Genomic DNA, 22,819 nt, shown 5'->3' with positions numbered 1-22,819 from the left:
CCGGGTGCGGGTGGTTACCAGGGGTGGGTCACGGTCACGGGGGCCGACGAGGTGTAGAGCTCCCCCACGGCACGCACTTCGAACCGTGCCGCCCGTTCGCCCTGTTCGGGCTTCAGACCGGCGACGAAGAACGCGCGCTGGCAGGTGCCGCCGAGGAAGCGGCGGGTGCCGTCGGGGAGGAGGCGATGCAGGGTGTAGTGCCGTACGGCGCCGCGGGCCGGGTTCCACACGAAGCGCAGGTCGCCACCGGACGCGGCGCTGACGCGCAGGCCGGAAGGAGCAGCCGGTGTCCGGGACGTGGTCCGCACGGCGAGCCCGCCGAGCCGCCACCGCACGGGACCGCCGTCCGCCGGGGTGAGCCGGACGCCGATCGCGTGGGCGGTGCCGCTCAGGCCGGTGAGCCGTACGGCCGAGGTCCCCCAGGTGCCGGCCGGGTCCACGGGGACGTAGGTGTAGGGCGGTGTCGCCCCGGGCGTGTCCGGATCGGCGGTGGCGACGGCCAGCTCGACGTGCACGCGGCCGGAGTCGGTCCGGTGGGTCAGCTCTACGACCGTGTCCGCGGTGAGCGCCAGCCGGGTGGCGTACAGGTCCAGGACGGCGGGTTCGTCGAGTTCGCCGTCGACGAGCACGCTGCTTCCGCCCCGCCAGGCGTCCTCGAAGTCGAAGCTCACGGCCGGGCGGCGGCCTTCGGTGTGCACCACCCAGCGTCTGGAGGGCAGCCGGTCCTGCAGTCCGAGGTGGTTCCAGGGCCCGTCCGAGGTCACCACGCCGTCCTCGTACCACCGCAGCCCGTGCCCCGTGTTGAACACGCTCGCGAACGGAACCGACGTGACCGTGGAGCGGTCGGCGACGGACACGGCGGGTGCCCGCCAGCTGTCCGTGCCGTCCGGCCGGGACGGATCGAGGGAGCGTCCGGTCCAGAACCGGTCGTCGGCGGCGTGGAAGTCCCCGGGTGTCCTGCCGTCCGCCGGCAGATGGTTGCGGGTCCACTCGGGCCGGTAGAGGCCGACCGACGCGATGTGCGCCTGGTTCGCCGGCACGATCGCGTCCCAGCGCACGGAGGAGTTCCAGCCGTTCGCCTCGACGTCGACGCCCGCCCACAACGCGTAGCGGCTGCGACCGAGTTGCTCGGCCCGGCTTGCTGACGAGACCAGGCTGTTCGCCGACCAGCGGAAGTCGACGAACATGTCGTCGGAGGTCCGGAAGAACGGCTCGTTCTGTCCGTTGAGCGCCCCCTGCCAGCTCACCGTGCCGTTCACGGTCATCGCGTCGTACCAGGTCACCCGCTGCCCCTTGGCCGCCGCGAGCGACTTGAGCTCCGTGAGGAAGCTCAGCATCGCGGCGCCGAGGGCGGTGTCCCCTCCCCCGGTCTCGGCGTTGACGAACCACCCGTCGAACCCGTACGCCTCGGCGACCGCGACCAGCCGCTCGGCGAGCGGATGACGCCCGGCGGCGTCCTTCTGCACCAGGTCGCGGGTCCAGCGCAGTTGTCCGCCGTAGGCGACGGGCGGCAGGAAGACGTTGCCGAGGACGGGCACGCCGTGCCGGTGGGCGGCGTCGACGATCGGCGCGTTCGGGGCGAGGATCAGCCCCTCGCCCGACGAGCCGCCCCAGAACACCAGCTCGTCGATGTAGGCCCAGTGGGTGAGGGCGTAGTAGTCGGCGGTGGCCGACCCCTGGGACGGATTGCTCGCCGTCGGCCCGAAGGAGACCAGGGACTGGATGCGGGCCTGGCCGGCGCGGGCGGTCGGGTTGGCCGGGGCCGGGGTGAAGCGGGCGGCCGGCGGCACGGACGCGGCGTTGAAGGCGAGGTCCGGGTCGTCCTCGGCACGCCAGGACTTCAGGCTGCGCCAGGTGATGCCGGGACCCGGGGCACCCGAGGGGAGGGAGTCCGGGTACCAGTAGGACGCGTACGGCTGGGTCGCGGCGGCGGCTTTCGGGGCTGCCGTGGCCGGAGCTGAGGGGAACAGGGCGGCCGCGGCGCCGGCGAGCAGGACGGTGCGTCTGGTGGGTGTCACGAGCGGGTGCCTCCTGGTGGGTGGGGAAGTACCTGGTCGGGAGTGACGACCTCGGTGATGCCGCGCGCGGCCAGGTGTTCCTGGTCGGCGGCCAGCACGTCGAGGACGGTGGTGGGGCGTGCTCCGTCGGCGACCAGCCGGAACCAGGCGTCGAAGACGGGACCGCCGGGGGCGCAGAGCGAGCGGACGGCAGGGTCGGCCGGGACGACCAGCGCCGTCGTACGGGCCGGGGCCGGCTGCGACGGCTCGCGCGCCGCCCGTTCCAGCACCCTGGCCATGTCCTTCGGCTTGCGGTCGTTGGTCAGCAGGCCGAGTCCGTACTCCAGTTCCGGGAAGTCGGCGAGGTCGCGGGAGACGTCGTGGGAGCACCACCAGGTGATGCCCCACAGGCCGGGGCAGTCCAGGGCGTTGGCCACGGTGGCCTCGGTGAAGGCGGCGGCGTGCTCGGCCGGGACCAGGGGCGCGGGGGCGCCGACCTCCTGGAGCCAGACCGGCCGGTGCGGGTCGTCGGCCCAGGCCTTGCTCAGCTCGACGAGGTACGCGGCGTGGTGCTCGGCGGGGACGGAGGTACGGCCGTGGCGCTGGGCGGTGCCGTTGAAGACCCAGGAGTGCACGGCCGTGACGGCCCCGTGCCGGGCGGCCTGACCCGGGGTGAAGGGCTGGTCGTCCTGGTACCAGGTGGCGTCGTACTCGGCGTGCAGGTGCAGCCGGCCCGGGGCGCCCTCCTCGCAGGCGGCGAGCATGCGGGTGAGCCAGGTGTCGATCTCGTCGGACGTGGCCCGGTCGGGGTCCGGATGGGGGCCGGACGAGAACTGGTTGACCTCGTTGCCGAGGGTCATGCCGATGAAGTTGGGCCGGTCGGCGAGTGCGGCGGCGAGCGTGCGCAGGAGGTTCTCCTGGCCGTCGAGCACGTCCGGGTCGGTGAAGAGGTTGCGCCGGTGCCAGGTCCGGGTCCAGGCGGGCAGGAAGTCGAAGCTGCTCAGGTGCCCCTGGAGGCCGTCCACGTTGACGTCGAGGCCGCGTTCGGCGGCGGCGTCGGCCAGCGCGACGAGCTGTTCGACGGCCCGGGGCCGGATCAGCGTGCGGTTGGGCTGGAAGTACGGCCACAGCGGGAAGACCCGGATGTGGTCGAGTCCCAGTGCGGCGATCGAGTCCAGGTCGGCGCGGACGGAGCCGAGGTCGAAGTCCAGCCAGTGGTGGAACCACCCTTCGCTGGGGGTGTAGTTGACGCCGAAGCGCACGGCAGAAGGCATGGGGGTCCTTGCGTTCGGTGGGAGGGTTCAGCCCTTCACCGCGCCCTCGCCCACGCCGCGGAAGAAGTACCGCTGGAGACAGGCGAAGAGGGCGATCAGCGGTGCGACGGCGATGACCGTGCCCGCGGCGACGAGACGCTCGTCGTTGGCGAAAGTGCCGTGCAGATAGTTGAGGCCGATGGTCAGCGTGAACCTGGACGGGTCGCTCAGCACGATGAGCGGCCACAGGAAGTCGTCCCAGGCGCCCATGAAGGCGAAGATCGCGACGACCGCGAGGGTGCCCTTCACCGACGGCAGTGCAATGCGCAGGAACCGCTGCCAGACGTTGGCGCCGTCGACAAAGGCCGCTTCCTCGATCTCGTAGGGCAGGTTGAGGAAGGCGTTGCGCATCAGCAGGACGTTCATCGCGCCGATGCAGCCCGGCAGGACCACGCCGATCAGGGTGTTGTTGAGGCCGAGCTCCCGCATGGTGGTGAACTGGGCGATGATGATGCCCTCGACGGGCACGAGCATCGCCAGGATGAAGGCCAGGGTGGCGACACGGCGGCCGCGGTAGCGGAGCCGGGCCAGGGCGTAGCCGGCGAGGGCCGAGCCGACGCAGTTGGTGACGACGTTGGCGGTGGCGACCTTCAGGGAGTTGAGGGCGTAGTCCCAGACGGGGATGGTGTCGGCGACCCGCTCGTAGTTGTGCAGGGTCGGATCGCCCGGCAGGAACGTCGGCGGGGAGCTGTAGATGTCCTCGGTGGGGCCTTTGAGGGAGGTGGACAGCTGCCACAGGAACGGGCCGATGGTCAGGGCGAGTACCGCGAGCAGCAGGACGTAGCGCAGGGCGAGTTCCCACACCCGGACGCGGCGGCCGTGCTCGTCGGTGATCCGGGGTTCGCGGACGGCGACGGGCGGCTTCTCGACGGGAGCTGTCTTCTCGAGGACGCTCACGACTCCTCCTTCCGGTCGGCGCGCAGCACCAGCAGCATCAGGGCGACGGTGACGGCGAAGACGACGACGGAGATCGCGGAGGCGTAGCCGACGCGGCCGGTCAGGCCGGTGCCGGTGCGCTGGACGAGCATGACGAGGGTGGTGTCCTCGCCCGCCGGCCCGCCGCTCGGGCCCGCCAGCAGGTACACCTCGGAGAACACCTTGAACGCGGCGACCGAGGAGAGAGCCCCGACCAGCACCATGGTGGAGCGGACGGCGGGCACGGTGACGGTCAGGAAGCGGCGCACCGCGCCCGCGCCGTCGACGGCCGCGGCCTCGTGCAGCTCCCGCGGCACGTTCCCGAGCGCCGCCAGATAAATGATCATGTAGTAGCCGAGGCCCTTCCACACCGTGACGGCCATGGCGCTCAGCAGGATCAGCCACTGGTCGCTGAGGAAGCCGACCCGGCCGGCGCCGGCCGTCTCCAGCAGCGAGTTGACCAGTCCGCGGTCGTCCAGCAGCCACACCCAGATCAGCCCGACCACGACGATCGAGGCGACGACCGGGGTGTAGAAGGCGGACCGGAAGAAGGTGATGCCGGGGATGTTCTTCTGCACGAGCAGGGCGAGCAGCAGCGGCAGGACGACGAGCGGGGGTACGACCCCGAGGACGTAGAGCGTGCTGTTGCGCAGGCCGGTCCAGAACATGTCGTCCTGGAGCAGTTCCCGGAAGTTGGCGAGCCCCACGAACCGGCCGGGGATCAGGGTGCGGCGGTCGGTGAAGGCGTTGACCAGCGTGGAGAGAAACGGGTACAGGATGAAGGCGCCGGTGACGAACAGTCCGGGCGCGGCGAACAGCCAGGGGCTGGTGGGCAGTTGGCGCCGTACCCGGGAGATGCCGGAGAGAGCCATCGGGCGTCAGCCCTGCTGCTGCAGGAGCCGGTCGCACTCCTTGACAGCGTTGTCGAGAGCTTCCTTCGGGCTCTGCTTGCCCTGCAGCGCCTTGGCGACCTCGTTGCGCAGCGCGATCTTCATCTGCTCGCTGAACAGCACGGGCGTGTAGTTGACCGCCGCCTTCAGGGACTTGGCGGCGGCCACCCGCACCCGTGTCTCGTCGGTCCCGTCCTCCTTGGTGAAGTACGGGTCGTCCAGCGAGCCGGCGGTGCTCGGGAAGATGGCGACCTTCTTGGCGAACGACATCTGGTGCGCCGCGTCGGTGACGAAGTGCGCGAAGGCGACGGCTGCGGGCTTCCGCTTCGACTGGGAGTTGACCATCACGCCCATCACGTACATGTTGACGTGCCCGGTGCTGGTGATCTGGTCGGTGATGCCGATGTTCTTGTACAGGCTCGGCGCCTGCTTCTTGAAGTTGCCGAGGTCCAGGGCGCTGCCGGGGTTCATGGCGACGGCGCCGGTGAGGAACTTCTTGCCGGACGACTCCGGGGTGGCGGTCAGCGCCTGCGGGTCGAGGGCCTTCGCGTCGTACAACTCCTTGTACTTGGTGAGGAGCCGTACGCCCTTGTCGCCGTTGAAGGAGAAGGCGGTGCCTTCCTTGTTCATCAGCGGCACGCCGTAGCGGCCGAAGTCCTCGATGGTGGGCACGTTGGCGAGGGTGGCGACCTTGCCGCCGCTCTTCTCCGCCATCCTCAGGCCCGCGGAGAAGAGTTCGTCGTACGTCTTCGGCGGCTGGTCCGGGTCGAGCCCGGCCTCCTTGAACAGGGTCTTGTTGTAGAAGAGCGGGCCGGTGTTGAGGTACCAGGGGAAGGCGTACGTGCCGCTCATGCCCGGTATCCGATGGCCCGCCCAGGCGCCCGGCAGATACTCCTTCTCGTACTGCGGGGCGGCCTTGTCCAGGTCGAGGGCGAGTCCGGCCTTGGCGAGCGGGGCGACGAGGTCCGGGGAGACGTTGACGACGTCGGGCAGTGTGCCGCCGGCCGCGTCGGCGCTGATCTTGTCGGCGTAGCCCTCGGCGGGCTGGTCGACCCACTTCACCTCGGTGCCGGGGTACTTCTTCTCGAACTCGGCGATCAGGCCCTCGAAGTACGGCTTGAAGTTGGCGCGCAGGTTCCACGTCTGGAACGTGATGTCGCCCTCGACCTTGCCCGAGGCATCGCTCGAACCGCCTCCGCCGCCCCCCGAACCGCAGGCGCTCAGTGGCAGGAGGACAGCGACGGCAGCGGCGGCGAAGGCTCTGCGGGAGATGCGCACGGTGACCGGCTCCTTCGAAGACAGGGCGGGAGAGGGTGGCGGAAATGGCGCCGGGCCAGACCTTGCATCGTTCTCTTCGGGGAAGTCAATGGATTCTGCTCAGCTAAAGTCTTTAGTTGGACATAGTCGCAGGTCAGCGAGGAGTCGGACGACTTCTTGTATTCGATCACTAATGCGCTTTAGGGTAGGGACACTCAAGCGCATTAGTGCACAGGGTTCGTCGAATGGAGAAGCAAGCGTGACGGGAAAGCGCTCACCGGCGCGCCGGCCGACGATGAAGGACATCGCCCGGCGGGCCGGGGTCTCCGAGAGCGCGGTCTCCTTCGCGCTCAACGGCAGGCCCGGGGTCTCCGAGGTGACCCGGGACCGGGTGCGCCGGGTCGCCGAGCAGTTGGGCTGGCGGCCCAGCACGGCGGCGCGCGCCCTGTCCGGGGAGGGCGCGGCGACGGTCGGCTTCGTCCTGGCGCGTCCGGCGGGCACGCTGGGCGTGGACTCGTTCTTCCTGCAACTGGTCTCCGGAATCCAGGAGGTGCTGGCCGAGCGTCATCTCGGTCTGCTGTTCCAGATCGCCGAGGACATCGACGACGAGTGCGCGGTGTACCGGCGGTGGTGGGCCGAGCACCGGGTGGACGGCGTCCTGGTGGTCGACCCGCGCACCGACGACCCCCGGCCCGGCCTCCTCGACGAACTCGGGCTGCCCGCCGTGGTGATCGGCGGCGCCCCGGACGAACGGCACCCGGGTCTTTCGACGGTGTGGGCGGACGACGCGGGCGCGATGGCCGCGGTGGTGGACGGGCTGTACGCGCTCGGCCATCGCCGGATCGCGCACATCGCCGGACTGCCCGGGCTGGCCCACACCGAGCGCCGCATCCGCACCCTGCGCGCGGAGGCCGGGCGCCGGGGCCTGTCGGAGGTGCAGTCGGTGCCGACCGACTACTCGGACGAGGCGGGCGCGGCCGTCACCCGCCGGGTCCTGGACGGCCCCGCCGCCCCGACGGCCCTGATCTACGACAACGACGTGATGGCCGTCGCCGGGGTCGCCGCCGCGACCGAGCTCGGCTACGCGGTGCCGGCCGACGTGTCGGTGGTGGCCTGGGAGGACTCCGCCCTGTGCCGCCTGGTCAAGCCCTGGCTGTCCGCGTTGTCCCGGGACAGTGTCGAGTTCGGCCGCACGGCGGCCCGGGAACTGACCGCCCTGCTCGACGGCGGCCCGGCCCGGGCGGTCCGGGTGCCGGTGCCGCGGCTGATCGAGCGGGACAGTACGGGTGCGGTGCGGGGGGTGTGAAACCGGGCTGGGGCGGGCGGCGAGGTCTCGTCCGCCGCGGCCGATGTGCGGCGGCCGCCGAGCACGCCGCGCGGTGCGAGCGCCGGCGGCCGTGCCGAGCGAGGCAGCGCCCGGGCCGCCGGGGGGCCTGCGGCACGAGGCGCCGCAACCGAGCCGGGCCCACGCCCCACGCGGGGCTGCGCCTCGCGGGCCCGCGGCGCGACAATGGGCCGTATGCGGCTACGGGGCACCGCCTGGGCAGCCGCCGGACTGCTGCTGACCGTCGCGATCGGCTGCACCGGCGGTGGGGAGGACGGCGCGCCCGAGTCCTCTCCGACCTCCGCCCGGGCCACGACCGAGAAGCCCCGCACCACGCCCTCCCCCGCACCCTCCCCGGCCGACCCCGTCTCCCTCCCGGCCCTGATGCGGCGCGAGCACACCGGCTCCGGGCTGCGTCTCGGGGCCGTGCTCGACCGGACCTCCGCCTACACCCGGTACGCCGTCACGTACGAGGCGAACGGCCTGACGATCTCGGGGATCATGAACATCCCGGAGGGTGAGGGCCCCTTCCCGGCGCTGGTGCTGGCGCACGGGTACATCGACCCGGACGACTACTTCAGCGGCCAGGGCATGCCACGCGAGCAGGACCGCCTGGCCCGCAGCGGCTATGCCCTCCTGCACACCGACTACCGCAACCACGCCCGCTCCGACCAAGACCCCGACAACGACGTGAACCTGCGCCTCGGCTACACCGAGGACGTCATCGGCGCCGCCCTGGCCCTGCGCGACTCCGGGCGCCCGGAGATCGACGGCGACCGCCTCGGCCTGTTCGGCCGGTCGATGGGCGGCGGGGTCGTGTACAACACGCTGGTCGTGGCGCCCGGTCTGTTCGACGCGGCCGTGGCGTACGCGCCGGTGAGCGCCCGCCCGCAGGAGAACATCGACCACTTCCAGCGGCCCGACGGCGATCCCCTCGTGGCCGAGATCGACGAGAAGCACGGCACCCCCGGGGAGAACCCGGACTTCTGGCGCGGTGTCTCGCCCCTCACCTACGCCGACCGCGTGACCGAACCCCTGCTGATCCAGCACGGCACCGCGGACGACACCTGCCCCCTCGCCTGGTCACGGGAGGTCTCCGCCGCGTTCGAGGAGGCCGGCAAGGACGTAGAGCTCCGCACCGTCGCCGGCGAGGGGCACACGTTCGGGCCTCGGTGGGCAGCCGAGATGGACGTCACCGAGGCATTCTTCGCACGCCACCTGCGCTGAGCCCGTTCAGACCCGGGACCGGTACAGCCCGAACTCCGCGATCCGTACGGCCCCTCGCGCCCCGGTCACCCGCACTCGCCACCGCCGGGCCCGCACGGCGCCGGGCAGCAGCAGGATCCGGCTGGCTCCGACGACCCCCGCCCGGGCCACCTCCGACCAGCCGCCGTCGCGGTACGCCTCCACCACGAAGCTCTCCACCTGCTGGCCGTACCGGATGTCCTCCGCCAGCCGGACCCGGTCCACCTCCCGCTCCCGGCCGAGGTCGACGGTGACCCGGCCCGGCGTGGCGCTGGTCCGGGCACCGTGCGCCAGGTCCTCGGGCAGTTCGCGGTCGATCCGCTCGCGGAACTCCCGCAGGCGTGTGACGTCGACGGCGGGCAGCAACCCCTCGGTGTCCGGCGGGATGTTGAGGAGCAGTACCGAGTTCCGGCCGACGGACCGGAAGTAGATGTCCGTCAGCTGCTCGACACTCTTGGGCTGCTGGTCGGCGTGGTAGAACCAGCCGTCCCGGATCGACACGTCGCACTCGGCGGGCCACCACTGGAGGTAGTCGGCGACCGGCCGGGCCGCGACCAGGGCGTCCCGGCTGCCCATGTCGGGGGCGTCGTAGGAGAGGGCGTAGTCGGTCCGTCCGTAGTCCTTCTCCTGGACGGGGACGACGCTCCACTCGTCCTCCCGGGCCAGCCCGCCCTCGTTGCCCACCCAGCGGACGTCCGGCCCGGTCACGGCGACGACGGCGTCCGGGGCGAGGGACCGTACGAGGGCGTACCAGCTGTCCCAGTCGTACTTCTCGACCTTGTCCGGCGGGATGTGCCCCTGGGCCCCGTCGAACCACACCTCGTCGACCGGGCCGTACTCGGTGAGCACCTCGTAGAGCTGGTTGAGCATATGGGCGCCGTAGTCGGTGGCGGGGAGCGTGTACGAGCGGGGCGGGGTGCGGTCGTCGCCGTCGACGAGGGTGGGGATGGTGCGGTCGGCGCGGGCGCTGCCGTTGGCGTACACACCGTGCAGGTACTGGTTCTCGTCGGCGGGCGAGATGTAGACGCCGACCTTGAGGCCGTGCCGCCGCATCGAGTCGGCGAAGTCGCGCAGGACGTCGCCCCGGCCGTTGCGCCAGGTACTCGACGCCACCGTGTGGCCGGTGTAGCGGGAGGGGTGGAGGACGAAGCCGTCGTGGTGCTTGACGGTGAGGATGGCCAGCTTGAAGCCGCCGTCGCGCAGGGCGCGGGCCCACTGGTCGGTGTCGAGGCCGACCGGCTGGAAGACGTCGGGGTCCTCGTCTCCGGTGCCCCATTCCAGGCCGGTGAAGGTGTTCACGCCGAAGTGCAGGAAGGCGGTGCGCTCCAGGCGCTGCCAGGCGATCTGCCCTGCGGTGGGGCGTACTTGGGAGGCCTTGCGGACCAGGTCCTCCGGGCTGTCGTCGGGGCCGACCGGGATGCGGCCGCGACGGGGGTCCGGCGGGGCTGCCAGTGCGGGTGCCGTCATGCCGGCGGTCGCGGCGAGGACGGCGGCTGATGCGACGAACACGCGTCGGGACACGGCCATGGCGACGACTCCTCAGGTCAGATGCCAGACGGCGGGGGTGCGCTGGTCGGGCGGGTACTGCGCGAGCCGGCCGTCGTCCGGCACGCTCACCGTCATCCGGGTGATGGCGTTGACGAGCCGGTAGCCGCCTCCGCCGGCCGGCTCCAGTGCCCAGCGCTGGAGGGTGCCGGCGGGATCGCAGGCCTGCGGTGTCACCTCGACGCCGGGCTGGAGGGGCACGTTGAGCGTGAGCTTTCCGCCCCGCACCTCCAGGCAGCCGTCCTGGGTCCGCAGGGTGACGTAGCCGTCGGCCGTGCGCCGGACGGCGGCGGTGAACGACCGGCCGGACGTCCGGAAGATGTACGTCCCGTCCGCTACCGGCACCCGGGTCAGGTCCCGGAAGCCGGGCGCGTGGCCCACGGCCGTACCGCGCGCGGTGAACCCGTCGTACGTGGCGTCGGGATGCGGGTCGCCCCAGGTGGCCTGCGCGATGTGCCGCAGGGCGGGCCACAGGGCGACGGCCACCTCGTTCTCGGTCTCCCCACGGCCGTTGTCGGGCCAGAGGCTGATCTTCGCGCCCGTGATGCCTTCGCGGGAGGCGAGCTTCTCGCCCTCGAAGCCGCGCGGGTCCCAGCTCTGGTCGTACAGCGCCTCGGTGTCGGTGTGGAAGCCGCCGCGGACGAGGTAGAGCGCGTACGCCGCGTTCATCAACGGATAGCCCTCGGCGATGAGTTCGCTCGGCTTGACCGCGACGTTCAGCCAGTGCTCGACCGTCGTACCGGCCGCGACCGGCACGGTGCCGGCGCCGGTGAGCCCGTCGTTCCAGATGCGCAGCCGCTTGCCCTTGGAGGCCGCGTAGGCGTGGACGCGGTTGACGAAGTCGACGAAGGCGTCCTGGGGTGTGGCCTTCGGGCCGTATCTCTCCCGCGCGTACTTCAAGACCTGCGGGTACTTGGCGAAGTCGGAGCCGAGCATGTACTCGTCGGCGCCCATGTGCCAGTCCCGCCCGGGGAAGACCCGGGCGTACTCGTCCATCAGGCTCGTGTAGTAGGCGAAGGCCTCGGGCCGGGTGATGTCCAGCCGGGACGGCTGCTTGGCGCCGTCCGTGTCGGTGAGCTGGAGGTCGGGGCGGTTCTCTATCCACGGGTCCATATGGCCCGGGGAGTTGATCTCGGGAATGATGTCGACGTGGTACTTCTCGCCGAGCGCGACCAGCCGGCGGATCTCGCCCTCGGTGTAGTAGCCCCAGGTGTTGGCCTCGGGATGGGCGGCGCTCTTCACCTTCAGTTCGAGGAGCAGCTGGTTGAGCTTGTGGTACGCCATCTCGCGCACCAGGTTCTCCAGCCAGGGCAGCGAGACATGGACGTAGCAGGCGCAGACGCCGACGCCCCGTTCCTTGTAGCGCGGCACGTCGACGGTGCGTCCGGCGGGGACCCGGTCGCCCTGGGCGAGGAGCTGAAGGAGGGTCCGGGTGCCGTAGAAGGCGCCGGTCTCGGTCGCGCCGGTCACCGACAGCCGTCGGCCGGCGTGGAGTTCGTATCCCTCCGGGCCGAGCGAGGATCTGCCGGGCTCGATGTCGATAACGATGTCACCGGCCCGGGCTCCGCCCCCTACGACGGGGACCGTGCCGTGGCCGGCCGCCCGGAGGTCGGCGGCGAGGGTGCCGGCGACCCGGCGCTCGGCTCCGGTGCCGGCCACCAGCCGGGTGTCCCGGCCGTAGGCGTAACTCCCGGATTCCGGGGACCAGTCGGTGAGTGCGGGCACGGTGACCGGTGTCCGCAGTTCCTCGCGCGCGACCGCGGGTGTCCCCGGTGCCGCCGTGACGAGCAGCGCCAGCGCCGCCAGGACTCCGGGCCACCACTGTCGCCGTCTTCTGCGCTCCGTCATACGGCTCCCCATTCATCGGACGTCTGATCATTGAGCTGGCGCCGACAGCTGTCAATGGGGCGTGCAAGCGTGAAAGTTGAGCCATTGATCGGATGTCCGGGGGCGCATGGGGCGTGCCGAGGGGCGCTGTCCGGCCGGTGACCTCGACGTGCGCCCCCTGCCGGTGCACAGTTCTCCCTACGTACTCGCCAGTAAGCCCGTCCGTCTCCCTTCCGATCCCTTCCGAGGAGTTTTCGTGACCAGTTGGGCCGGCCGCACCGCCGCCGAGATATCCGCCGCCGTCCGTGAGAAGCGGGTCACCCCTCGCGAGGTCGTCGCCGAGCACCTCGACCGGATCGAGCGGTTCGACGACCGTGTCGGGGCCTTTCGCACGGTGCGTGCCGAGGCGGCGCTGGCCGAGGCCGAGGAGGTGGCCGCGCGCGGCGACTTCGCCGATCTGCCCCTGGCCGGGGTGCCCGTGGCCGTCAAGGACAACCTCACGGTGCGCGGCGAGTCCCGGCGCGTCGGATCGGCCGCCACACCCGACACCCCCGCGGCCGAGGACCATGTGACGGTGGCCCGGCTGCGGGCGGCGGGCGCGGTGGTGGTGGGGCTGACGAACGTCCCCGAGCTGTGTGTCTTCGGCACGACGGACGGCGTGCTGGGCACCTCCCGCAACCCCTGGGACCCCACGCGCTCGGCGGGCGGTTCGTCGGGCGGCAGTGCCGCCGCCGTCGCCGCCGGGATGGTGCCGATCGCCCTCGGCAACGACGGCATGGGCTCACTGCGCATACCGGCGGCCAACTGCGGCCTCGTCACCATCAAGCCGGGACACGGAGTGGTCCCGACGGGCGACGGGGACAGCGACTGGTTCGGCCTGTCGGAGAACGGGCCCCTCGCCACGACCGTCGAGGACGCCCGTCTGATGCTCTCGGTCCTCGCCGGCACCGGGCCCGAGCCCCGGCCCGAGCCGAGCGCCCTCCGGGTCGCCGTGTCGCTGCGCAGCCCTCTGGCCGGGGTCACCGTCAGCCGGCCGTACACGACCGCCGCCCGGGAGGCGGCCGAGGTGCTGATGAAGGCGGGCCATCAGGTCCGGCGCGCCGACCCGCCTTACCCGATGTCGCTCGCCGTGACCTCGCTGATCCACTGGACAGCGGGCACGGCCGCGGACGCCCAGCACCTCGACCGGCGTCTGCTCACCCGCCGCACCCGGGTCCACGCCGCCCTCGGCCGACCCTTCGTGGGCACGGCACGCTCGGGGGCGAGCCGGGAACAACTGCGCCGGCGGCTGGAGCCCTTCTTCGCCGACCACGACGTGCTGCTCACCCCCGCGCTCGCCCGCCGCTCCCCGAAGGCCGCGCCCTGGCACGAGCGGGGCTGGCTGCGCAACGTGCTGGCGAACACGAACTACTCGCCGCTGACGCCCGCGTGGAACCTGACCGGCTGGCCCGCCCTGTCCGTCCCCTGCGGAACCCTCCCCTCCGGCGCCCCCTGTGCCGTGCAGCTGGTGGGGCGCCCCGGCACGGAGTCCCGACTCCTCGCCCTGGCCGAGCAGTTGGAGGAACGAATCCCGTGGCGGCGTACGGCGCCGGTCGACTAGAGTCGGCCGGGTGACTGCCGGGTCGGCCGTAGGCCATGCACGAGTGAGGCGCCCGGCCTCGACGTGAGCACGGCGGGGGTGACCCCGCCCGGGCCCGTCCGAGAGCCGGTGAGGGCACGAGCCCCGCCTCTCGTCTCCGTTTCCCCGTACCCCGCGCCGCTGCGGCGCTTCACCACGGATCCCGAAACCCGGAGACGAACCCACTCATGTCCTACGCACAGCACACGCCCGATCTGCCGACCACCGTCGCCCACCTCAACCACACCGCCGTCTTCGCCTCGGACCGCCAGTTGTCGGCGGAGTTCCTGGCGGCCGTCCTGGGCCTGGAGGTCGGTGCGCCCTTCGGGCCGTTCCTGCCGGTCGACCTGGGCAACGGCGTGACCCTCGACTACTACGAGAAGCGCGACGAGCCGATCCAGTCCCAGCACTACGCGTTCCTCGTGCCCGAGGAGCGGTTCGACGCCATGATCGGCCGCCTGGAGGCGCTCGGGGTCACCTACTACGCCGACCCCCGCCACACCGAACCCGGCCGCGTCAACGACCTCTTCGGCGGACGCGGCGCCTACTTCGACGACCCGGACGGCCACAACATGGAGATCATGACCCGGCCGTACGTCCGCCCCTGAGCAGGACCCGCCGCTCTACAGCTCCCGGTACATGATGTGCAGCCCCACCCGGCCGTCGCGGGGGTGGTCGAACGCCTCCGGCACCGTGCCGAGGATCGTGAAGCCGAGGGAAGTCCACAGCGTCACGGCCGGGTTGGTCTCGACGACGGCGTTGAACACCATGCCGCGGTACCCGGCGGCCCTGGCTTCGGTCAGGAGGTGTTCGGCGAGGGCACGGCCGTAGCCACGGCCGCCCTGGCCGGGGTCGACCATGAAGCCGGCGTTGGCGATACGGGCGGCGGGGCCACCGTAGTTGGGGGTGAGATAGGCGGAGGCGACGACACTGCCACGGTCGTCCTCGACGACATAGACCCGTTTCGCCGGATTCATCCACAGGACCCGGGCCTCCTCCTCGGAGGTACCCGGGTCCCATGCGTAGGTCTCGCCCGCGGCGACGATGTGGTGCCAGAACGGCCAGATGCGCGGCCAGTCGTCAGCCGTTGCTTCCCTGATCAGCATGGGCGCGAGTCTGGCACGCCCATGCGCTCGGCGAACGTGGAGGGGGTGCGCCCTTGGTCAGTCGACGCTGGGCAGGATGTGGGGCTCCGCGAGGTCCTCCTCGTAGCCCGCGAGGCGGATCGGGGCCGACCGGGCCCACACGTCAAGGCTGCCGAGCTCGTCGGCCCGCCGGCCGGCGCGCTCGCCGCGTTCCTTGGGGCGCTGATCTCGATTCGTCTTCTCCGGTGTCACCGCGCACTCCTTATGTGTCGGTCACCCTCGGGACGCACGCGCCGGTCCTGCTGCGCCTGACGCCCGCTCGGGTCTGATGTCAAAAGCAGTTCGGACGCGGTGGCGCCGGTCGACTCACGGGAGAGCAGGCGGTGGTGAACCGGCGTGTCCCATGACGGACCGTGGGTGTGGGTAGGACCCCGTACTGCTGTCCGTCCGGACCAGATTAACCAAATGAGCGACCCCCCGCTCGATGGGGCTGAAAACGGCCGGTAACAATCGCGCGTCATCTGGTGTTCAACTCGGGTTTAGGCAACGATTTGTTCACTTACAGGTGTTTTGAGTACCACCCGAACGGCGTACAAGGGCGTAGGCACTTTCGACACGGTTGCGCAGTTCAAGTGCCGTTGGCTGAGTCGAAAGCTCGCCATGGTCTGCTGCCGCACGGCAACGGCTGTCTCGCAGGAGGACTGACGCATGGAGCTGCGCAGCGTCGAGGAGCTGATGGACCTGCTGTACACGTGCCGGGGCACCAGGGACGCCCCGGACCGCGACCGCCCGCCGGTCGACCTCCACGACCACGCGCTGCGGACCGCCGCGCTGCTGCGCCGCGGCCGCCCGGCCGACAAGGAGCTGCAAGTGGCGGGTCTTGTGCAGCCTGTCGGCGGGCTGCTGTGGCCCGGCGATCCGGCCGCGCGCGCCGACCACGCGGCCTACGCGGTGCGCGCCCTGCTCGGCGAGCGGGTCTTCCGCCTCGTACACCGGTGCCCCCGCCGGGACGCCGTCGCCGACGACGACCTCCTCACCCTGCGCCAGGCGATCGAGGAGGGCCGCACGGCCGGGTTCGACGCCGGGGTCCTGGAGGACTGGCGCACGGTGCTGGACCTCTTGGCCGCGCGCAACTCCCGCCTGGGAGCTGTTGACTGACGGTATGTCATGAGACCGTACGCCGATGATGTCGTCGTACGGGCTAGAGGGCAGAGCCGCCGTGATCACGGGAGCGACGCGCGGGATCGGGCTGGCCGTCGCCCGGCACCTGGTGAACGCCGGAGCACGGGTGTGCGTGACCGCGCGGGACGCCGACGAGGTACGGCGCACCGCCGAGGAACTGGGCGGCATCGGGCTCGCGGGCAGTGTCGCCGACCCGGGCCATCCCCGGCGTCTGACCGAGCTGGCCCTGCGCGAGTTCGGCCGTCTCGACATCCTGGTCAGCAACGCGGCGACCAACCAGCCGTACGGCCCGCTCATGGACGTCGCCCCCGAAGCCTGGAGCGAGGCCTTCGCCGTCAACGTCGAGGCACCGCTGCGGCTCGTCCAGTGCGCGTGGCGGGCGTGGATGTCGGAACACGGCGGCACGGTGGTCAACGTGTGCACGGAGGGTGCCGGACACGTCGGCCCGAACGTGGGCGCGTACGGCACGAGCAAGGCGGCACTGCTGCATCTGACCCGGCAGCTGGCAGGTGAGCTGGGGCCCCGAGTGCGGGTGAACTCCGTCTCCCCCGGCCTGGTTCGCACCGAGATGGCCCGGTTCGTATGGGAACCGGGCGAGCGTGAGGTGGCGGCCGGGCTCCCGCTGGGGCGGATCGGGGAGCCGGAGGACGTCGCCCGGGCGGTGCTGTGGCTGGCGTCGGACGCGGCGGAGTGGGTGACCGGGGCGGACCTGGTGGTGGACGGGGGTACGCGGGTGCGGGCGGCACTGCAACCCCCTAGGGGCGCGGGGAACTGCGCGACCAGCCACCCACTACCTGCAGACGCCTCTCCCGGCTCCGCCTACCACTTACCCGGCGCGTAGTCCTTCAGGAAGACCCCGTACAGATCCTCGCCCGCCTCACCCCGCACGATCGGGTCGTACACCCGGGCCGCACCGTCGACCAGATCCAGCGGCGCGTGGAACCCCTCCTCCGCAAGCCGCAGCTTGTCGTAGTGAGGCCGCTCATCCGTGATCCACCCCGTGTCGACCGAGGTCATCAGAATCCCGTCGCCCTGGAACATCTCCTGCGCACTGGTCCGCGTCACCATGTTCATCGCGGCCTTGGCGGCGTTCGTGTTCGGATGCCCCGCGCCCTTGTACCCGCGTCCGAAGACGCCCTCCATCGCGGAGACGTTCACGACGTACGCGCGCCCGCTCTCCGCCTTCTTCGCGGCCTCGGCCATGGCCGGCCGCAGCTTGCTGATCAGGATGAACGGCGCCGTGTAGTTGCACAGCTGGGTCTCCAGCAGCTCCACGGGCGAGATCTGCTCGATCGTCTGCACCCAGGTGTTGGAGTCGACCACGTCGGGCACGAGCCCGCCCGCGTCGATCGCCGTGCCGTCCAGGTGCCGCTCGACGCTGGCGTTGCCCGCGACCAGGGCGAGGTCGGCGACCTTCTGCGCGTCGAGGCCGCTGGTGCCGAGGGGCAGCGCGGCCAGGCCGTCGACCGCGCCGGAGTTGAAGGCACCGATGACGTGGTGGGCGGGGAGCTCCCCGGCGGGCAGCGGGGCGCTCTCGCCGTCGACCAGGGCGGCGTAGGCGGAGGGCAGTCGGCGCACGGTCTGCGTCGCGTTGTTGACGAGGATGTCGAGAGGGCCGGCGTCGGCGACCTGGTCGGCGAGGGCCACGGCCTGCGCCGGGTCGCGCAGGTCGATGCCGACGACCTCCAGGCGGTGCATCCAGTCCGCCGAGTCGTCCATCGCCTTGAAGCGGCGGATGGCGTCCTTCGGGAAGCGCGTGGTGATCGTCGTGTGCGCGCCGTCGCGCAGCAGCCGGAGCGCGATGTACATGCCGATCTTGGCGCGGCCGCCGGTGAGCAGGGCGCGCTTGCCGGTGAGGTCGGCGCGGACGTCGCGCTTCTCGCGGTTCACGCGGGCGCAGTCGGGACAGAGCTGGTGGTAGAAGTAGTCGACTTCCACGTACCGGGCCTTGCAGGTGTAGCAGGAGCGCGGGCGCTGGAGTATCCCCGCGATCCTGCCCGCCTCGGTGGCCGACGACGGCAGGATGCCCTCGGTCTCGTCGTCGATGCGCTGGGCGGAGCCGGTCGCCGTGGCCTCCGTGACCGCCTTGTCGTGGGCGGTCTTGGCGGCCCGGCGCTCCTGGCGGCGACGCTGCTTGACCGTGCGGTAGACGCCCGCGGTGGCCCGGCGCACGGCGACGGCGTCCGGGTGGTCGACCTCCAGCTCGTCGAGCTCCTCGAGCACGCTGAGGCAGACGGCCAGCCGCTCCGGGTCGATGCCGGGTCCGTACGAGAGCCCGCTCGCCTCGTCCATGGCCTGCGGGCCGTCCTCTGTCACCGTCATCGCCGCTGTCGTTCCCTGCTCTGCCGTCGCGGCGCGCCGGTCGCGCCCGCATTCGAAGGGCGAATTTTACGGAGCGCCGGGCCGGACCGCCAAACCCGCTCCTGATCACGACTGGCAGGCCGTGATCAGCGTCCGCACCTCCTCCTCGATGGCGGCGGCGAATCGGTCGAGGTCGGGGACGGCCTCGGCGTCGGCGACGAGCCCGTAATGGACGCTGCCCCGGTACGTCGAGACCGCCACCGCCAGGGAGTGGCCGGGGGCCAGCGGGGCGAACGGGAAGACGGCGGTGAGCGGGTGGCCGCCGAGCTTCAGGCCGAGGCTGGGCAGGGGCACGCTGGTCACCAGGATGTCGAACCAGAGCCGGGCCGCCTGGCCGACCAGGGGGCCGCCGAGCCGGTGGGCGAGGGCGGGCACGTGGTCGGCGAGCAGGGCGACGGCGCCCGCGCCCCGGTTGGGGCCGGCGTCCTTGTTGCGGTCCATGGCGGTACGGACCGAGGCGAGGCGCGCCAGCGGGTCCGGGTCGTCCACCGGAAGCCGTATCAAGTAGCCGGAGAGCCGGTTGCCCTGGGGGTAGGCGGTGCGCGGGCGGCGCTTGGAGACGGGGATCAGGGCACGGGGCGCCACGCCCTCGCTGGCGTCACCGCGCTCGTCGAGCCAGCGGCGCAGGGCGCCCGCGACGACGGCGATCAGCACGTCGTTGACGGTGCCGCCGACGGTCTTGCGGACGCGGTGCACGTCGTCGAGGTCGAGCACCACTCCGGCGGTGCGGCGCGTACTGCTCGGCTCGCAGGTGAGCGCGGGGGTGGAGCGCACATCGAGGGAGGAGCGGGCGACGGAGGCGCCGATGTCCAGGGCCCGGGACACGTCGGACAGGGCGCCGCGCACCAGCCCGGGCAGGTCGCGCACGTCCGGCAGCAGAGGGCGCGGGGGCGCGGCGGGGCGGGGCCGGGGCGCCGGCATGTCGATCGGGTCCATGAGGCCCGCGGCGAGGGTCAGTGCCCGCAGCCCGTCGGCCAGGGCGTGGTGGAACTTGAACAGCACCGCGAAGGAGCCCCCGTCCTCGCCGGGCAGCACATGGGCTTCCCAGGGCGGCCGGCCGCGCTCCAGCGGACGCCCCATGAGCCGGCCGGCCGTCGCGTGGAAGTCGGCGGTCGGGGCGTGCAGCCGTACATGGTGCTGGGAGTCGAAGTCCGGGTCCGCTTCCCGCGCCGCGCCGCCGAAGGCGAGCGGCCGGCGCAGGGCCGAGGGCAGCGGCTGCCACACGTCACGGATGCGCATGCGCAGTCCGGGGACGCCGGCGGCGCGGGCCGCGAGCAGGTCCGCTGCGTGGGCGCCCGCGGTCGGCGTGTGGGCAGGGAAGATCCCGAGCGCCCCGAGGTGCATCGGGTGCTCGGCGGACTCGAGGTTCCAGAACGCCAGGTCGAGAGGAGCGAGCAGGTCAGCAGTCAAGGGCTTGCCTCGCGTCGACGACGGGGTGGGTCAGCAGTCAACCGCCCCCAGCCGATTACGGTCAAGTACGATCAGGCTACGTACAGTTAACAGCAGATTAAGTCCCGCCCCGGCGAGAGGGGCGGGACTTATGGTGCATGTGCGGTCAGTCCAGCACAGGTTGCGCCGCCGGGCACCCCGTGGGAGTCACCCGGGAGGCGTCACGGATCAGCGCCTGGTGCGCGGCCTTCAGCCGGGCCGTGTCCGGTTTCAGCACCGCCCGGTCGTACGTCAGGAAGCCGTTCAGCTCACCCTCGACGTCCGCGATCTGGGTGTACACGGCACCGTTGCTGCCCCGGCAGACCAGGGCCCGGACCTCGTCGAGCCTGGCCAGATAGTCCTCGGTGTAGGTGGCCGGGTCGACGTCGACGTACGACTGCTGCACCGACCAGGCATGGCCGGGCACCGCCAGTCCAAGGCCTCCGTACTCGCCGCTGACCAGGGCGCGCTCGCCGTCCGGGCGCGGTGGCAGCGCCGGGCTGGGATAGCCGTGCTCGTCCATGAGGTCGCCGGTGCCGCCGTCGGCGCCGAGGTTCAGCCCGGACTGGCCGTTGACCAGCCGGGTGGGGTCCCACGCCTTGGCCTGCTCGGCGACCCGGCCCACGTCGTACTGGCCCCAGCCCTCGTTGAAGGTCACCCACATGACGACCGACGGGCTGCTGATGTGCTCGTCGATCATCTCCTTCATCTCGCGCTCGTACCGCGCGCGGGAGGACGCGCTCGGGTTCACCCCGGCCGTCATCGCGGGCATGTCCTGCCACACCAGCAGCCCGAGCCGGTCGGCCCAGTAGAACCAGCGGTCCGGCTCGACCTTGATGTGCTTGCGGACGGAGTTGAAACCGAGCCGCTTGTGCGCCTTCAGGTCGTAGGCGAGGGCCTCGTCGGTGGGCGCGGTGTGCAGGCCGTCCGGCCAGAAGCCCTGGTCGAGGGTGGCCATCATGAAGACCGGCTTGCCGTTGAGGACCGTGCGCGGGACGCCGTTCACCTTCTCGACGGCGATGGAGCGCATCCCGAAATAGCTGCCGACCCGGTCGGCGCCGACCGTCACCTTCAGGCCGTAGAGGAACGGATCGTCGGGTGACCACAGGTGCGGGTCGTGGACGGTCAGGGTCAGCGGCCGGCCGGTGCGGCCGCTCGCCGTGGCGACCTCGCGCTTCCCGTCGTACGCCGTCGCGGTGATCGGTACGCCGTCCCGGACGCCCCGGGCCTGAACGGTCAGCTTCTCGCCGGCCACGTCCGGGGTGAGCTTGAGGGAGTCCGCGTGGTCGGGGGCCACCGGCTCCATCCAGACCGTCTGCCAGATGCCGGAGGACGGGGTGTACCAGATGCCGCTGGGGTCCAGGCGCTGCTTGCCGAGCGGCGGGTTCTCGCCGGATGCCGCGTCGGTGGGGTCGTAGACGCCGACGATCAGTTCCTGGGTGCGGCCGGGCTTGAGCGCGTCGGTGATGTCGGCGCCGAACTTGTCGTAGCCGCCCTCGTGCGTGGCGACCTCGGTGCCGTTGACGTACACCTCCGAGCGCCAGTCGACGCCGCCGAAGTTGAGCTTGAGCCGCTGGCCCGAGCCGATGTCCCAGTCGCGCGGGACCGTGAAGGTGCGGCGGTACCACATGCGGTCCTCGTGCCGTTCGATGCCGGAGAGCTGGGACTCCACCGGGTACGGGACGAGGATGCGCTCCTTCAGGTTCTTGCCGACGGGCGGCTGCTCGCCGGGCTCGGCGGCGGCGAACTGCCAGCGGCCGTTGAGGTTGCGCCAAGCAGCCCTGGTCAGCTGCGGGCGCGGGTACTCGGGGTGGGCGTTGCCGGGCCCGACCTCGTCGGCCCAGCGGGTGCTCAGCTGGTGCGTCGAGCGGTTGGGGCCGCTGCTCCAGAACTCCTTGACAACGTTGCCGTCGGTGTCGGAAAGGCCGCCCTGACCGTCGTAGCGGACGTCGGCGGTGCCGCGGGCCGTGCCCGTCTTGTTGCCGACGACCGGCTCGTCCAGGGCGACCAGGAGGGACGTGGGGTCGGACGGGTCCGGTCGCGCCGCGCCCAGGGGCCACTCGGCGCCGCCGATCACCGCCTTGAGGTGGTCGGTGAAGCCCGCCGGGGGCGCGGCCAGGGGCTGCGCGAAGTCCAGCTTGAGCGTGCGGCCGGTGGCCTGGACCGTGGCCGCGAGGGCTCCGTCGTAGTCGAAGCCGTCGGGGAGGCGGAACGCCGACTGTGGCACGGGCTCCTTGCCGGCGCCGGGCGGGGTCCAGCGGAGGTGGAGGTTGGAGCCGCCGTAGTGCTCGAAGTACTCGACCTTGATGTCGTAGGCCTTGCCCGCGGTCAGGTCGACGGGCTGCGCGGTCTGTTCGCGGTCCCAGTCGTCCACCCAGTGGTCGATGACGGGCTTTCCGTCGATCCAGAGGCGGAAGCCGTTGTCGCCGATGACCGAGAAGGTGTGGGGGCCGGTCTCCTCCGGGACGATCTTTCCGGTCCAGCGGACGCTGACGTCGTCCGACCGGCCGGTGGTGAAGTTCAGGCGCGGCTCCAGGTTGTCGAAGTCGAGGTCCTGGTCGAAGGTCGTCGCCTTGAGGGTGTGGAAGTCGAAGGCGCCGGGGGCGGAGTGCGTGTAGTACTCGCCCTTGAGGCCGTGGATCTCGGCGGGGTCGTCCGCCAGGGCGGGGGCCGCGGTCAGGCCGGTCAGGGCGAGGAGCGCGGCGAGCAGTAACGCGAGCCGGTTTCTGAGGGGTCCGGTACGCACGGAACCTCCGTTTACAACGATGTCATGTGCGGGCGCAGGCATGACAACACGGATTCCCGCTCTTCGTCCAGAGGCAGGACAAAGTC

At 71.7% G+C, this 22,819-nt stretch carries 18 protein-coding genes; 6 read left to right on the top strand and 12 right to left on the bottom strand.

Annotation, left to right across the window (positions count from 1 at the left end):
* Nucleotides 1-14: 14 nt before the first annotated feature.
* The 5 genes from OHU35_RS37300 to OHU35_RS37280 are packed head-to-tail and all read right to left on the bottom strand — an operon-like array spanning nt 15 to nt 6,393.
* Nucleotides 15-2,018 (bottom strand): endo-beta-N-acetylglucosaminidase, encoded by a 2,004-nt coding sequence (locus OHU35_RS37300; RefSeq protein ID WP_405508456.1) that lies wholly within the window; start codon nt 2,016-2,018, stop codon nt 15-17.
* Nucleotides 2,015-3,271: a glycosyl hydrolase gene (locus OHU35_RS37295; RefSeq protein WP_189722507.1), complete on the bottom strand. Its 1,257-nt coding sequence runs from the start codon at nt 3,269-3,271 to the stop codon at nt 2,015-2,017. Before OHU35_RS37295 ends, OHU35_RS37300 begins: the two co-directional genes overlap by 4 nt.
* Before the next feature lie 27 nt (nt 3,272-3,298).
* A complete protein-coding gene (locus OHU35_RS37290; RefSeq protein ID WP_405508453.1) occupies nt 3,299-4,207 on the bottom strand; it encodes a carbohydrate ABC transporter permease in 909 nt (302 codons plus the stop codon).
* Nucleotides 4,204-5,097, bottom strand: a complete 894-nt coding sequence (locus tag OHU35_RS37285; RefSeq protein ID WP_405508451.1) for a carbohydrate ABC transporter permease — start codon at nt 5,095-5,097, stop codon at nt 4,204-4,206. Before OHU35_RS37285 ends, OHU35_RS37290 begins: the two co-directional genes overlap by 4 nt.
* A 6-nt stretch (nt 5,098-5,103) precedes the next feature.
* The gene (locus OHU35_RS37280) at nt 5,104-6,393 is read right to left on the bottom strand and encodes an ABC transporter substrate-binding protein (RefSeq protein ID WP_405508449.1); all 1,290 of its coding nucleotides are present in this window, start codon (nt 6,391-6,393) and stop codon (nt 5,104-5,106) included.
* Nucleotides 6,394-6,667: 274 nt separating this feature from the next.
* Between OHU35_RS37280 and OHU35_RS37275 the strand changes: the two genes are divergently transcribed.
* Together OHU35_RS37275 and OHU35_RS37270 are read left to right on the top strand one after the other, a co-directional pair.
* Nucleotides 6,668-7,678: a LacI family DNA-binding transcriptional regulator gene (locus OHU35_RS37275; RefSeq protein WP_189722674.1), complete on the top strand. Its 1,011-nt coding sequence runs from the start codon at nt 6,668-6,670 to the stop codon at nt 7,676-7,678.
* A gap of 213 nt (nt 7,679-7,891) precedes the next feature.
* Nucleotides 7,892-8,923, top strand: coding sequence for an alpha/beta hydrolase family protein (locus tag OHU35_RS37270; protein ID WP_405508447.1), 1,032 nt, complete (start codon nt 7,892-7,894; stop codon nt 8,921-8,923).
* A gap of 6 nt (nt 8,924-8,929) precedes the next feature.
* Here the strand turns inward: OHU35_RS37270 and OHU35_RS37265 are convergent, their stop codons facing one another.
* On the bottom strand, nt 8,930-10,468 hold the full coding sequence (locus OHU35_RS37265; protein WP_405508445.1) for an alpha-L-fucosidase: 1,539 nt from the start codon (nt 10,466-10,468) through the stop codon (nt 8,930-8,932).
* Nucleotides 10,469-10,480: 12 nt separating this feature from the next.
* On the bottom strand, nt 10,481-12,334 hold the full coding sequence (locus tag OHU35_RS37260) for a family 20 glycosylhydrolase (RefSeq protein ID WP_405508443.1): 1,854 nt from the start codon (nt 12,332-12,334) through the stop codon (nt 10,481-10,483).
* Between the two features lie 235 nt (nt 12,335-12,569).
* Between OHU35_RS37260 and OHU35_RS37255 the strand changes: the two genes are divergently transcribed.
* Nucleotides 12,570-13,913 (top strand): amidase, encoded by a 1,344-nt coding sequence (locus OHU35_RS37255; protein WP_405508442.1) that lies wholly within the window; start codon nt 12,570-12,572, stop codon nt 13,911-13,913.
* Nucleotides 13,914-14,119: 206 nt separating this feature from the next.
* A complete protein-coding gene (locus OHU35_RS37250) occupies nt 14,120-14,539 on the top strand; it encodes a VOC family protein (protein ID WP_189722515.1) in 420 nt (139 codons plus the stop codon).
* 15 nt (nt 14,540-14,554) lie between these two features.
* On the opposite strand, the gene OHU35_RS37245 is transcribed toward OHU35_RS37250, so the two are convergent.
* Together OHU35_RS37245 and OHU35_RS37240 are read right to left on the bottom strand one after the other, a co-directional pair.
* Nucleotides 14,555-15,037, bottom strand: a complete 483-nt coding sequence (locus OHU35_RS37245) for a GNAT family N-acetyltransferase (protein WP_359889913.1) — start codon at nt 15,035-15,037, stop codon at nt 14,555-14,557.
* Between the two features lie 57 nt (nt 15,038-15,094).
* Nucleotides 15,095-15,268, bottom strand: coding sequence for a hypothetical protein (locus tag OHU35_RS37240; RefSeq protein ID WP_189722517.1), 174 nt, complete (start codon nt 15,266-15,268; stop codon nt 15,095-15,097).
* 456 nt (nt 15,269-15,724) lie between these two features.
* Here OHU35_RS37240 and OHU35_RS37235 point away from each other — a divergent pair, with 456 nt between their 5' ends.
* On the top strand, nt 15,725-16,174 hold the full coding sequence (locus OHU35_RS37235) for a hypothetical protein (protein ID WP_359889910.1): 450 nt from the start codon (nt 15,725-15,727) through the stop codon (nt 16,172-16,174).
* A gap of 25 nt (nt 16,175-16,199) precedes the next feature.
* The gene (locus OHU35_RS37230; protein WP_189722519.1) at nt 16,200-17,039 is read left to right on the top strand and encodes an SDR family oxidoreductase; all 840 of its coding nucleotides are present in this window, start codon (nt 16,200-16,202) and stop codon (nt 17,037-17,039) included.
* On the opposite strand, the gene OHU35_RS37225 is transcribed toward OHU35_RS37230, so the two are convergent.
* The 3 genes from OHU35_RS37225 to OHU35_RS37215 form a co-directional block, all read right to left on the bottom strand.
* Complete coding sequence (locus OHU35_RS37225; protein ID WP_189722520.1) at nt 17,018-18,520, bottom strand: SDR family NAD(P)-dependent oxidoreductase; 1,503 nt, start codon at nt 18,518-18,520, stop codon at nt 17,018-17,020. The genes OHU35_RS37230 and OHU35_RS37225 overlap by 22 nt on opposite strands.
* A gap of 105 nt (nt 18,521-18,625) precedes the next feature.
* Complete coding sequence (locus tag OHU35_RS37220; protein ID WP_189722521.1) at nt 18,626-19,969, bottom strand: wax ester/triacylglycerol synthase family O-acyltransferase; 1,344 nt, start codon at nt 19,967-19,969, stop codon at nt 18,626-18,628.
* Nucleotides 19,970-20,114: 145 nt separating this feature from the next.
* Nucleotides 20,115-22,733, bottom strand: a complete 2,619-nt coding sequence (locus tag OHU35_RS37215; protein ID WP_405508440.1) for a PA14 domain-containing protein — start codon at nt 22,731-22,733, stop codon at nt 20,115-20,117.
* Nucleotides 22,734-22,819 lie beyond the last annotated feature (86 nt).

The organism is Streptomyces purpurascens (assembly GCF_045040895.1).
In the GTDB taxonomy this organism is placed as follows: Bacteria; Actinomycetota; Actinomycetes; order Streptomycetales; family Streptomycetaceae; genus Streptomyces; species Streptomyces purpurascens.
This window is presented reverse-complemented; position numbering and strand designations above follow the sequence as displayed.